The organism is Bradyrhizobium sp. th-b2, assembly GCF_000426785.1.
GTDB lineage: Bacteria > Pseudomonadota > Alphaproteobacteria > Rhizobiales > Xanthobacteraceae > Bradyrhizobium > Bradyrhizobium septentrionale.
Genome location: NZ_AUGA01000002.1, coordinates 345,305 through 358,602, shown reverse-complemented (window position 1 = coordinate 358,602; position 13,298 = coordinate 345,305). Strand labels below are relative to the sequence as shown.

Genomic DNA, 13,298 nt, shown 5'->3' with positions numbered 1-13,298 from the left:
CCGGCTTCGCCGCCGTCAGCCGACCCGTTACGATTAAACTGCAACCAAGCCGAGAAAACCGATGAAGATTCCGACTGCTTTCCTTCGCGCCGTTTCGTTTGCTGCCCTCTGGCTCGTCAGCAGGGCGGCCGCGCAAGAGCCGTTGGCGATTGCGGTGCGCGACAGGACCGTCATCACCACCCTCCATGCCGAGGGCGCGCAGGTCTACGAATGCAAGCCGGACGCTGGGAAATCCCAATCGAGAGTTCGCGCGCTGACTTGGCAATTGCGCGAGCCGATCGCGACGCTCATGCTGGACGGAAAGTCGATTGGACGGCATTACGGCGGACCGAGTTGGGAGCTCACGGACGGTAGTGCCGTGAAGGGCAAGGTCGTCGCCAGCGCGCCCGGCGCAACCTCGAACGACATTCCGTCGCTCGAGCTCGAAGTGGTCGACCAGCGCGGCAACGGTGTGCTGTCGGCCGCGACCGTTGTCCAGCGCATCAACACCGAGGGCGGGGTCGCGCGGGGATCGTGCGAGAGAGCCGGGGACTACCGCAGCGCTCCCTATTCCGCGGACTACGTGTTCCTGCGCAAGAGCGGCTGATGGTACCGGTCCCACGGTACCTCATGGCGCAAGGCTGACGTCCTTTAACCCACCTTGGTATCTTGGATAGGTGATCGCCTGACGCGCGTCGAGCTATCTCTGCTAGTCCGTCCATAACGGCTGATATCGGCGCTTCAAAGATCAAGAGACAGTACGCGAACCTAGCAAGCGGCACCCTCCGGGCCAATGCAAAAGCACGTGGTCGAAGCCCGAATACGACTAGCGCAATCATCGCTAGCTCACTCGGATTCAAAGTTGCCGGCTACGAGCGGCGATCGCCACGTTGTGGAAAATGCGCGAGGCCGCATACTTCAAATGGTTGAACGACGCCAATATAATCAAACGAGTTCTGACGTTCGCTTCCATAGTGCAGCAGCGATCGTCGCGCATAGGCCGGTGCGGCGGGAAATCCCGATGATCGTTCTTCGAGCCGAGTCGCCGAGCCCCGACGAAAGTAGTTTCGTCATTTGGAAACGAGAACTAAGCTATTGAAGTTACTAGAGCGCATTTTGGTGTTTTTTCTAAGCGCGCCTTGATTTCGTTGCATAATCAGACTGATTTTGCTTCCGCTATTCGGAGGTTCGATCCCTCCCGCCCCAGCCAGCAAGCGAATCATTGATTTAATAAAGAAATTGAGCTCCTTCCAGACTGGGGCGTCACCGGCATTTCGAGCGATTTGCCCCGCTATCTGGAAATCTGTGCCGGTTTCGTTTCCATGCCGGTAGGCGACAAGCGCCGAGTCGCCCCCTGACCGGCGATCGTACTGACGAAATAGCGATGGATCCGACGTGGCGAAACCCAGGAAAGCCCGCGCTGCTGCTGGCGCGAAGAAGAAGAAAAGCAAGGGATTGGCGCGCTCCGGGATCTCGTCTTCCTCGCCTCTCGGCATGTTGGCCCTCCATCTCCTCGAGCAATGGAAAAAGTCCGGCCGTGACGGCATCGTTTTCCTTTCTGAAAGCGAGAACAGGGCCGAGCGGTTGGGCAGCGTGCTCCATTCGATCGATCCTTCGCTCGAGGTGCTCGTGTTCCCGAGGCTGAATACCCTGCCATTTGATGGGCTGGAACCGTCTCCGGAGATCGCCGGCAGACGGAGTTCGGTGTTGAGGCGTCTCGCCAGGAGCAAGAAGCCGGTCTTCCTGGTGTCGACCGCGGAGGCGATCATGGAACGGCTGCCGTTACCCGCGAGCTGGGGCCGCCTCAGCATCAGCCTGAAGGTCGGGGCGAGCTATTCCGAGCAGGATCTCAAGGATCGTCTGGAAGCGCTGGGGTACGATCTCGACGAAGAGGCGGATTATCCCGGAAGCGTGCTGTTCCACGGAATGACGTTCGAAGTGTTTCCCGCCGGCGCCCTTGGGCCGTTCAGAATTGAGCATTCCGGTGGAGTGATCCGCAGAATCGCAGGCGTCGATCCGGTCGAACACGACGTCGTCTTCGACACGCAAGAACTGCTCATCGATCCGATGTCCGAACGGATCGCGTTGAGAGGCAAGCGGACGCAGCGCGCAGTGCTGCCGGATTATTGCCCTCGCGCTCGCTGGATCGCGGACGCAGGAGTTTTGGGCCACGCCGACAGCTGGCTGGGTACGATCAAGGAGGCTGCCGGCCGCAGGGAGGCGGAGCGCGAGTATTTTGGGCCCGGTGACTGGAAGCGGCTGACCAAGCGCATGAGTGCGCTGCCTCGAAAGGCGGCGTTCATCCCCACGCCTGATTTCTCCAAGGTCGCGTCGTCGCGCAAGGCTCTTCGCGCATTCGTCGCCGACACGCAGCGCGCCGGATCGCGGCTGCTTCTTGTCGCGGCGGTGGAGGACGATTTGCGCGCGATGGAGCGAATGAGCGGGATCAAGACGGAGCGTTTCGCCGACTGGAACGAAGCGGCGAAGGGACGCGGTGGCGACGGGGCATTGCTGGCTGACTTCGACACCGGCTTCATCGGCTCTGGCCGCAAGCCGCTCATCGTCGTGACGGCGACCGACGTGCTCGGCAGCAGGGCCCATCATCCGCAGCCCATGGCAAGGGCCTGGAGTGCGGCTTTCGATCATCCTGATGTGCCGGAGCGAGGCGCGGTTGTCATTCATCTGCACCGGGGGCTCGCCATGCTCGATGGCTTGCAGACCCTCGACATGGGGAAGGGGTCGTCGCGCGAGATGATCAGGCTGGCATTTGCGGGAGATGACGCCGTCCTCGTTCCGCCGGCCGATCTCGCCCTGATCTGGCCGTATGCGGCGGAGCGCGGCAAGCTGGCATTGGACCGGGCCGATGGAAGTACGTGGTGGGCGCGGCGTACCGAGGCGGAGAAAGACATTCAGATTGCCGGCAGGGAGCTTGCCAAACATATCGCCCAACGGCGTCGCCGGCGTGCTCCCAGGCTGGTCGCTCCCGGTCCCGCATACGAGCGGTTTGTCGCGCGCTTTCCATATTTCACGACGGTCGACCAGGCGAAGGCAATTCGCGACGTGCTGGATGATCTCGCATCTGGCCACCCTATGGATCGGGTCGTCTGCGGCGACGTCGGGTTCGGAAAGACGGAGGTTGCGCTGCGCGCGGCGGCGGCCGTTGCGCTGTCGGGCAGACAAGTTGCTGTCGTCGTGCCGACGACCGTTCTGGCAAGGCAGCACGTCGCAACCTTCCGCAAACGGTTCGCCCCGCTTGGCATCGAAGTGGGAAGCTTGTCGCGCGCGACGTCGGCTCAGGAAACGAGGGAGACCAAGGAGGGCCTGCGAAGCGGTAAAATGAAGGTCGTGGTCGGCACACAGGCGATCGCATCGAAGGACGTGAAATTCGCCAAGCTGAGTCTGGTCATTGTCGACGAAGAGCAGCACTTCGGGGCGGCGGAGAAGGTAAAGCTCTCGGGCCTGGCGAAGGGCGTCCATACGCTCTGGATGAGTGCCACGCCGATCCCGCGCACGCTTGCGGCGGGTCTCGCGGGCTTCAGGGATCTCAGCGTGATCGCATCCCCGCCTGTGCATCGGCTGCCGATCGTGACCAAGATCGCGCCACTTTCGGACGCGGCCATTGCCGCTGCATTGCTGCGCGAGCAGCGCCGTCACGGGCAAAGCTTTTTGATCTGTCCGCGTATCCAGGATCTGGAGCCGCTATTGGCGCGCGTGCAGGCGGTCGCCCCGGAGCTCCGCATCGTTTGCCTGCACGGCAAGCTACCCGCCGACGAGATTGACGACCGAATGATGAGTTTCGTCGAAGGCGAGGCGGACGTTCTCCTGGCGACCAATATCGTCGAAAGCGGTCTCGACATTCCGCGGGCGAATACCATCGTGGTCTGCTGGCCGGAAAAGTTCGGTCTGGCACAACTCCATCAGCTCAGGGGACGGGTGGGGCGTGGCGGGACGCGCGCCTTCGCCTCCATGCTGACTGAATCCAGTTCGGAACAATCCGGCAAGCGTTTGGCTGTTCTCGAGGAGTTCAGCAAACCGGGTGCCGGCTTCGCCATCAGCGAGCGCGATCTGGACCTCAGAGGTGCAGGCGATCTGCTCTCCGAGCGGCAATCCGGCCACGTGCAGGTTTTCGGCCCCGTGCTTTATAGCCACCTGCTGAAGCAGGCCTCGGAGAAGACGAACGACCGGGCCGCCGATCTGTGGGTGCCCGACCTCAACCTTCCGCTCGCGGATCTGCTGCCCAGGAGCTACGTGCAATCGGAAACGATGCGCCTTGAAATCTATGGCCGCGCCGCCAGGTGCCGGAGCGAGGACGATCTGGAAGATCTGGAGGAAGAGACCTCGCGCCGCTTCGGCGGACTGCCATCGGCCGGCCGAGATTTCTTCGCGGCGGCGCGCCTCAGGATCGATTGCAAGCGGCGAGGTATCGTGAGGCTCGACGTCGGGCCGGAGGCTGTCGCAGCGACGTTCCTCCCGGGGAGGCTGCCGAAATCCAGAGCGCGATCGCTCCAGCGCGACGGCGATCGCGTGTTCTACTCGGACAAGACCAACGAGCCGCCTTTCGAGCGGATCGACCATCTGCTGGATATTCTGGACGAGTGAGTACGATGTTACTTCAGCGCGTCCTGCCAGTGCATCGCGCGCAGTGGAGATTTTTCGCCGCGCGCCGGCTGTGGAGAACAAACCAATCGGTCGCGTGCGCTGACATCTCGCTGACATGGAAAGCCGCTAGTGCGCATCTGTGGCGATCCGCCGGCTATTGTCGGCCTATTCCGCCGACCCGCATACCGCCTGTCCGAGCGAGAATCGGCGGTATCCAGACCCCGGCTATGTTGTTCAGATACCGCCGTTTTTAGGCGCAACGGGGTGGTGCGAGCCTGGAATCAGCCCCGCTGAAACGGGCTCCGATTTCCAGCATCTCAGTAGATTACGCGTTTTGCACACCGTTCCGCCCCGTATTGCCCAAAGTTACGCCAGCTGACGGTATTATAAATATTCTCATTATATTTCAGTGCCTTGCAGAGGCATCGCAGTTCAAATGCCCGTGATATTTGTGCAACATTTGCCCGAAAACAGCCGCAACTCGCACCAAACCGAGCGGTCTTTTGTTGCGTGATCGGGGGCCTTCTGTCTCATATGGAACTGCGACGGAGGGGGGCATCCCAAGGTCGTCCCGTTTTAGGTGGTTCGCTTAAGTCCCTCGCGTTCATGCGGGTGTGTCCGAAGACGCGAAGCGACTAAGCGGGGTTTTAAGGGACAAAGGGAACCAACCTAGGGTGTCTACCCGGCGGATCCGGAACCTTCCCTGAGATAGAGCAACTTGGAGGTTTAACATGAAGATGGTTAAGAGCCTTATCCTCGGCTCGGCGGCGGCACTCGTCGCGGTCGGCGGAGCTCAGGCGGCCGATCTTCCCGTCAAGGCCAAAGCGGTCGAGTACGTGAAGGTTTGCTCCCTGTATGGTCCCGGTTTCTACTACATCCCGGGCACCGACACTTGCATCAAGCTGGGCGGCTACCTGCGTGCAGACGTCGTCATCAACACGAACTCGGATCACACCGGCAACACCTCGGGTGCCGCTGGTGCGAACAACCGTTTCACCAACGGTTACACCTGGCGTTCGCGCGAAGACCTGAACATCGATACGCGCACCGCGACCGAATACGGCGTGGTCCGCACCTTCTTCGATGCGACGTTCTCGTGGACCTCGGACAGCTACGCCGGTCAGGGCAACGGCGCGACCGTTTACTCGCCGATCGGCGCGGTTTCGGCTCCGAACAACGCCAACTCCGGTGCTGTCGCTGCTGGTACGGTCGGCGTGTACTACGCCTTCATCCAGTTCGCCGGCTTCACCATCGGTAAGGCGGTCTCGCAGTTCTCGGCTCCGTGGGCCAACTATCCGGGCAACAACTTCGACGGTCTCGTCGGCGGCGGCGGCACGATCACTGGTGTGAACCAGTTCACCTACACCGCGCAGTTCGGCAACGGCGTGTCGCTGTCTCTGTCGGCTCAGGATCAGACCGCCTACTATCAGGCTGGTGTCTCCAACCTCGGCGCTCCCGTCACCTTCGGCGTGCCCGGCAACACCAACGTGTTCGGCACCAGCGACTACGCCGGCACGATTGCTCCGGACCTCGTCGCGATGCTGCGCGTCGACCAGGCTTGGGGTCTGTTCCAGGCGTCGTTCGCGGCGCATGACAACCACGTGGCCTACTATGGCGGCACTGAGTTGACCGGTCATCCGGACGACAAGTGGGGCTGGGCTGGTCAGTTGGCCTTGTCGATCAAGAACATCCCGACCGGACCTGGCGATACCATCAACTTGCAGGGCGTCTACACCAACGGTGCGACGCGCTACAACATCCAGGACCTCGCCGGTTCGGCTGGTGGCAACACCATCTTCGGCGGCACCAACGTCCCCGGCGCCTACCAGAGCATCGGCTTCGGCATCGCGCCTGACTCGGTGTTCATCAACGGTGGTTCGCAGCAGCTGATCACGACCTACGGCTTCCGCGGTGCCTACGTGCACAACTGGAACCCGAACTGGAACACCAGCATCTACGGTGCCTGGGCCCAGGTTAACTACAACAGCACTTCCAAGGGCTACATCTGCGGCCCGGCCGGCAACGGTGTTGGTGGTTCGCTCAGCAACTTCTTTGGTGCTGGTTCCAACCTGACGTCCTGCAACCCCGATTACAGCATTGCGCAGATCGGCACGCAGACCCAGTGGACCCCGGTCAAGAACCTGACCTTCTCGGCCGACTTCACCTACACCCGTCTGGACCAGAGCTTTGCTGGTACGGTCGCTTTCCCCGGCAGCCCGACGATCGGCAAGCCGGGTGCGATCTACGAGCTGAAGGACCAGAACACCTACACCATGCTGCTCCGCGCTCAGCGCAACTGGTAATACCGGTTGATCTGACTGCGATCTAACAGAGCCCCCGGCGCCAAAACGCCGGGGGTTTTGCTTTATTCGCCGATGCGGCAGCTCTCATAGGACAACCATTTTTTGTACGATGTCGATGTCTCGGTTCGGGCTCAGCGTTGTCATCCATGGGCAACGTGCAGGCGATTGGCCCACAAGCGATCCTTCTCCATTGGAGTACGACTGGTTGGAGCCTGTGGCGCCGCTATGGACCGTGTCGCGCGCCGACGTGCAAGCCGCGGTCGACAATCTCGGCATTGAGCTTTCTCACCACTACGGCAACTACCCATCGTCCCTTGATTGTTCTGTCTGCCCGTCCCCTCTCACCACCAGCCAACTCGAAATCCGTAGTCCACCGCAACTCGGGACCAGTTGGGACGTCAGCACCCGACGAGGGCAGCGAGCTCTGTCTCAGCCGAAGTTGCATGGCGCGGGGACCCGACCTAAACTCTCCTTAGCGTTTATGACAGTGACATGACAGCGACCGATCATCTTGGACGATGCCAATCTCTGGAAGGCCAGAGAAATTCGTTCTGACTAACTGGTGCTCATAACAGTGAACTTTTCTGCTCAGAGGGCGGAACGTCGCTATGTTCGCCACGAAAAGTTACAAAGCCTCCGACCCGGACGAATACACACATCTAATCCGCGGCGGGCGCGTGGAACTGGTTGTGTCGGGACGGGGGGTTTTCAACGCGAGCTTGACGCGGGTCGACCTTGGTCAACTCTGGATGCAGAGAGGGCGAGAAAGCCTACAGCGTACCTTTCGTGTCGTGACGCCGCCGGATCGCGTGATCTTGTGGTTCCTTGCCTCGCCGCAGGCTCCCATGGAGATGCTGTCCTCGCCCATCGGACACCTCGATCTAGGGCTACTCAGTCCCGGCTCAATCGCGTCTCAGCGATCCGCCGCGCCGTCGGAATGGGCCGCGATGTCGCTTCCAGCCGAAGAATTTCACCGTTACTCCACTATTCTGACCGGAAAGGAGGTGTTGTCACACGAAATCCCTCAAGTACTGCGACCCTCACAGCAGCCGCTTCTAGCCCGCCTGCGTCGGCTGCACCGGGCGGCGATCGATCTCTCAGAATTAGCGCAAGAAGTCCTTAGCCATCCGAATGCCGCAACTGGTCTGCAGCAGCACTTGATTGAGGCGGCCTTTGGTGTCCTGGCTCACGCCGACGATCAAATCTCAGTCCCTGGTCACCACCGTCAACGTATCATGGCGCGGTTCGAAGCGTTGATCGAAGCCAACGCTGACCGAGTCCTCTTCGTGACGGAAGTGTGCGAGGCGATCGGTGTAACGGGACGCACGTTCTACAATTGTTGCATGCACGATTTGGGCATGAGTGCGCACCGCTATCTGTCGCTGCGGCGATTACATCAAGCCCATTGGGTGCTGCGCATGGCCGATCCAGCAAATACGACGGTTACCGAGGTCGCGACGCGCCACGGGTTCTGGGAACTAGGCCGATTTTCGAGGATCTACCGCGAGCTGTTTCAGGAGTCACCGTCAGAGACCTTACGGCAGCCGGCCGGTGGGCGGCTCCACGACAAAAACGTCTTTGCCGAGCGAGAATTTTCCAAATCCGCATAGCATTGTGTTCCCGCCAAGCCTGACAATTGTGAGAAGCGAATAACCCGGCTCAGCCAGTTCGGCGCTTGCTCAGCGGCAAGGTGGGCGCGAGCCGTCGGTGGCAGGATTCAAGCCTGATGACCGCGAGCGATGGGCGCACTTTCACCGACATCGAAGACTTCGTGGACGCGGTGCGGGATGCGCGGATCATGCTCGTGGTCACCAGTCCCGGTGTGTTCTGGGCTCGGCTGGCCCAATTGACTCTACCCCACCTGCATCTCCTGGCGGTCAGCGAAAGCCTGCCGCGCGCTGCTTATATTGCATTGAGCCCCGAGCAAGTATGCGTTGGCTTCCCGTTGCAGGTGGACTCATCCTCGGTGTGGTGTGGCGTGAGATTACAGCGCGGTCATATCGTGTTCCACAGCCGCGCGGAGCATTTTCACCAGAGAACAAACGGACCGGCCGAGTGGGGCCTGATATCGGTGGATCCTCAGCGACTTGCTGCTACAGGGTTGGCCTTGACGGGACAAGAACTTGTTGCTCCGCCATCGGGCCGGATACTGCGACCGGCTCGCCGCGATATTGCGCGTCTGCTTCGACTACATGCGGCCGCCGTGCGTTTCGTCGACAAACACCCGAAGCTCCTTCTGGACCCCGATGTCATCCGAGGTATGCAGCATGATCTGCTAGAAGCTCTGGTCGGCTGCCTCACCTCTGAATTCGAGAGCCATTCAGACGGCCGGGAAGGTCATCAGCGTATCATGGACCGGTTTGAACAGGTCTTGGCAGCTAGTTCTGACCTGCTGATGACCGTGCCGCAGCTATGCACGAACATCGGCGTCTCTGAACGCACCCTGCGGGCGTGCTGTACCGAATTCCTTGGGATCGGTCCCGGTGGTTATCTGCGTCTCAGGCGCCTGAGGTTGGCACGCTTCGCTCTGCGTGCCGGTCGCTCGACCTCGGGCAGCGTGGCCGAATTGGCATGAGGCCAGGATGATCTTCGGAGCTTCGCGCCTTGCCGCAGCTTAGCGGCCGACCTTCGGCAGGTCCCCCCTCCACAAAAATGCGCACCGACTAATTTCTTTCCGGTTTCGCATAGCGGGTGAGACTGCGATCAGTTCAGAGTCAAACCACTTTGTTGTTCTTCAAGGCATGGGAGAGGCTACATGAGAGCAGCTCAAGGAAGTCTACTCAAGCGGCTAGTTCTGGATCAGTGTAACCACAAGCGGCCGAGCGATTGCTTGATGATGCAACATCGAGTGAGGAAACCACAATGAGCAGGTTCAGAGCAATCTCGGGCGCTCTTGTCGTGTTGTGTGGCGCCGCCGCCGTTACGGTTGCGAGCACGCCGACGGCTGCGCAGCAGCAGAAACGGCCCAACATCGTGATGCTGATGAGCGACGATACAGGGTGGAACGATCTTGGTGTCTATGGGGGTGGCGCAAATCTTGGTCACCCGACCCCGAATCTTGATAGGATAGCCAAGGAAGGCGCGATGTTCACAAGCTGGTACAGCCAGGCGAGCTGTACGGCTGGCCGCGCTTCGTTCTTGACGGGGCGCATCCCCATCCGCTCGGCGCTTTCGGTGGTGGTGGGTCCGGGCGATGAGAATTTTCTGCACAAGGAGACGCCAACCATCGCTGAGTTCTTTAAGAAGAACGACTACTCCACTTACTACTCGGGCAAATGGCACCTCGGCGATAAGCCCGAAGCGTATCCGATAGAGCACGGCTTCGACGAGATGAAGGCGTTCGCAGCCTACTATCCCGGTGTCTATACCTACAGCGACACGTCGGTGTGGTTCCACCCCTGGTTTCCTTCATTCAACGCGGATTTCAAGAAGGAATACTTCGAAATCGTAAACATGTACGAATGGGATGGCGTGGCCGGTCAGCCACCGAGGAAGGGCGCGTATATCGACTGGAATTACCTTGCCACGTTCGATGTTCGCCAAACTGACTTTGCAATCGATTACATCAAGAAGCACGCCAAAGACGACAAGCCGTTCTTCATGGACGTGAATTTCTTGAAAATGCACAACCCCAACAATCCGGCGCCGCAGTTCGCTGGAAAAACACGCCTTGGTCGATACTCGGACTCGATGCTTGAGCTTGACTCGAACGTCGGGCGAATCCTTGATGAAATTCGAGCCGATGCGCCGAATACTATCGTGATCTTCAGTGCAGACAATGGCGCGTGGCAGGACGCATGGCCCGACGCTGGCACCCACCCATTCCGCGGCGAGAAGGGCACGCCGTTCGAAGCGGGCTGGCGCGTGCCGGGCATCATGTGGTGGCCGGGCCACATTCCGGCTGGCGCGCAATTAGGTGAGATGATGTCGCATATCGACTGTTGGGCGACCCTCGCGAAGATGGTCGGCTTGACTCCGCCGCCGCACGGCGCATGGACCGACAACAACGGCAAGCCGATCTATTTCGACAGCATCGACAACAGCGCGTACATTCTCGGTCAGGCAAAACACTCGGCCCGAAAGACGTGGGTGTACATCAATGGTGAGACCTTCGGGGCAGTACGAGCGGATATTGGAGACGATCCCGACAATCCCGACCTCAACATCGCGTGGAAGTACGTTTTCACCGCAAAGGACACATGGCTTGGTCCGACACAGACTTTGGGCGGTATCGGCGCGGTCTACAATCTCACCATGGACCCCTATGAGAAATACGACATGATGTTTAACGGTGCGGTGGCAACGCGTGCGCTGACGAACTCACCGGGAAAATATGCCGGAATGGATAACGGATGGGCCATGGCGCTCCTGGAACCGGTGATCCTGGAATCTCCAGAACCCGGAAAATCCGGTTCCGGCACTCGATCTGAAGAAGCCGCACCGACACATGGGCGGAATGCAGGACTGAAGTCAGTCGAAGCAAAATCCCAAGCCATCTCTTGCGGGCCACTTCTCTTCGAGGCGGCCCGCAAATTTCTTCTGGCAAGCAAATGAAGTCATGTCCGCTCGTGGCCCATCGCGTCACTTCGCGGCGACGCAGCAATTCGGTCGCTTCGGATCGAAGCGGACATTCAGCGAAGCGCTACCACAGAACCGATTTTATGAGTACGCGCCCTAGCTAGGGCCTGTACTCATACACTCGGGATGTTCGCTTTCGACGGGAAACGCGGACATTCGGCCGCGCCCCCGGAATGCCGCCTTGTGACCCAACTCGGAGATGTCCGCACGCCTGCGGAGTGTCTATTGGCTGATTGCGTTGCTACCGCCGCGCCAGATTGATCCTTCAGCATGGCGCCGGTGGCCGTGTCACCGGCGCTGCTACTTCGTGAATCTGGGCCTTGTGGATGTCGGCGGCGTTGGCGCCGCGGGCTGAAGATTGAACGTCAGCCAGACATTCCAGCCTGCCGGCCGATTTTCATTGGCGAATTCGCCGTAGCCCTTCAGGTTCAGATATCCCTGCATGTCGCCGACCGGGAAAATGTAGCCGACCTGCGGGCCGACGCCGACCACGCGCGACCGAAAGCAGCCGACGCGATCGCCGGAGCCGCTGTCGCATCCGAGCCCCTGATAGACGTAACCGACGAGGCCGACCTGCCACTGCTTGGTCAGGAATTGCGACGCGCCCCAGTCGAGGTGCATGTCGACGCCGCTTTGATAGTCAGTGGAGGGATTGACGAAGTTGTAGGTGAATCCCAGCACCGTCGAAAATTCATGCCCGGTCTTTGGATCGAAATAGGTGTAGCCGCCGCCCGCGTCGATTGCCCAGTGCCCAATCCCCATATTCGCCAGGCGGGTCGACTGGTAGGCGCCAGCCGGGAGGTCGGCGGTAACGTACGTCATGTAATTGTTGACGCCGGCATTCCAGCGCAGCGCGAACTGCGGGATCAGGTCGCCGAATGCAATGAGCGAGCTGTCGATGCTGTCAAACCGGGAGAAGGGGGACGTGGCGCCGCCCGGTCCCGTCAATGTCCCCACAAGCGATCCAGCGAGCGAGGTGGAGTTGGATCCGTAGGCCGCCAACAGGGTGGCAGAGGCCTGACCGCCAAGCACCGGTGTCGCAAAAGTATAAGTCCCGGCCAGAAAACCAATATTCACATTCGCATTGACGGTCGCGTTCACGTTGGCCGTCAGATTGGCGGGAAAGCGACCAATCGTGATTTCGCGCGACCGCGCCACGTCGCCGCCGGCGGAAACAGAGGTGTGATAATAAATCGAGGTCATCGACCAGCCCGGCGCCTGCTGCGGAACAGCCGCGAGGCTGCCAAAAAATCCGGGTACCCAAAAGCTGATGCCATTTTCATCGGCGCGAGCCGCTTGGGTGGAAAGCACCAGCAGAGCGGCAAGCGCCCCAACACTGAAATGCCACTGCGAAAAAAATCTGCGTCCCAAACCAGGTCCAAGGTACCGCATCGCTGATCCCCGACTCTCGCGATCCCGCCATTGCTCCGGCAGGGTAGAAACTCTCGGAAATAATAAGCTGACGCCGCCGTTGGTCCATGCGAAATCGGCATACTTGCGTTCAGCCGGCCTTTTATTGAAAGGCTGTGTCCATGGCGCTACAGCCTTGGCAGTTTTTGCATAGTCGTCAGGGGCTCTCGATAATGAAGAGGCGACCTAGCTCGATTGATCCAGATCAATATGAGGATGCGTTGATGGAAGCATCTTATCTTGTCTAGTTCGTAGACGCTGTGTAGTCGGCCTCGCACTTCAGATACTCGATCGTCTTTTGACTGACCAAGGCGTGAAACCGTCCCCCAAGCAATCGGCGAGCTAGAAAGCTGCCTAGAGATTCTTGCTCGGGGCAGCGTTCGTAACTTTGAAACTCGTTCAGTGCGAGTAGCCCATGCACGACGTTGG

At 60.0% G+C, this 13,298-nt stretch carries 7 protein-coding genes; 6 read left to right on the top strand and 1 reads right to left on the bottom strand.

The features are described from left to right. Nucleotides 1-61 precede the first annotated feature (61 nt). The 6 genes from K359_RS0104530 (at nt 62) to K359_RS51030 (ending at nt 11,435) form a co-directional block, all read left to right on the top strand. Nucleotides 62-586: a DUF3455 domain-containing protein gene (locus tag K359_RS0104530; protein WP_029078295.1), complete on the top strand. Its 525-nt coding sequence runs from the start codon at nt 62-64 to the stop codon at nt 584-586. Nucleotides 587-1,473: 887 nt separating this feature from the next. Then, nucleotides 1,474-4,578 (top strand): helicase-related protein, encoded by a 3,105-nt coding sequence (locus tag K359_RS0104520; protein ID WP_029078293.1) that lies wholly within the window; start codon nt 1,474-1,476, stop codon nt 4,576-4,578. 731 nt (nt 4,579-5,309) lie between these two features. Further along, nucleotides 5,310-6,881: a porin gene (locus tag K359_RS0104515; RefSeq protein WP_029078292.1), complete on the top strand. Its 1,572-nt coding sequence runs from the start codon at nt 5,310-5,312 to the stop codon at nt 6,879-6,881. A gap of 608 nt (nt 6,882-7,489) precedes the next feature. Further along, a complete protein-coding gene (locus K359_RS57105; RefSeq protein ID WP_029078291.1) occupies nt 7,490-8,491 on the top strand; it encodes a helix-turn-helix domain-containing protein in 1,002 nt (333 codons plus the stop codon). A 116-nt stretch (nt 8,492-8,607) separates the two neighbouring features. Then, nucleotides 8,608-9,456: a helix-turn-helix domain-containing protein gene (locus tag K359_RS0104505; protein ID WP_029078290.1), complete on the top strand. Its 849-nt coding sequence runs from the start codon at nt 8,608-8,610 to the stop codon at nt 9,454-9,456. 287 nt (nt 9,457-9,743) lie between these two features. Then, the gene (locus tag K359_RS51030; protein ID WP_084518257.1) at nt 9,744-11,435 is read left to right on the top strand and encodes an arylsulfatase; all 1,692 of its coding nucleotides are present in this window, start codon (nt 9,744-9,746) and stop codon (nt 11,433-11,435) included. Nucleotides 11,436-11,759: 324 nt separating this feature from the next. Here K359_RS51030 and K359_RS0104495 read toward each other — a convergent pair whose 3' ends face one another. Further along, nucleotides 11,760-12,830, bottom strand: coding sequence for a transporter (locus tag K359_RS0104495; RefSeq protein WP_029078289.1), 1,071 nt, complete (start codon nt 12,828-12,830; stop codon nt 11,760-11,762). Nucleotides 12,831-13,298: the final 468 nt, after the last annotated feature.

What these genes read in the sequence shown, in the direction of transcription:
- K359_RS0104505 (WP_029078290.1), top strand. Translation starts at nt 8,608, where the DNA reads ATGACCGCGAGCGATGGGCGCACTTTCACCGACATCGAAGACTTCGTG.
- K359_RS0104530 (WP_029078295.1), top strand. Translation starts at nt 62, where the DNA reads ATGAAGATTCCGACTGCTTTCCTTCGCGCCGTTTCGTTTGCTGCCCTC.
- K359_RS57105 (WP_029078291.1), top strand. Translation starts at nt 7,490, where the DNA reads ATGTTCGCCACGAAAAGTTACAAAGCCTCCGACCCGGACGAATACACA.
- K359_RS51030 (WP_084518257.1), top strand. Translation starts at nt 9,744, where the DNA reads ATGAGCAGGTTCAGAGCAATCTCGGGCGCTCTTGTCGTGTTGTGTGGC.
- K359_RS0104520 (WP_029078293.1), top strand. Translation starts at nt 1,474, where the DNA reads ATGTTGGCCCTCCATCTCCTCGAGCAATGGAAAAAGTCCGGCCGTGAC.
- K359_RS0104515 (WP_029078292.1), top strand. Translation starts at nt 5,310, where the DNA reads ATGAAGATGGTTAAGAGCCTTATCCTCGGCTCGGCGGCGGCACTCGTC.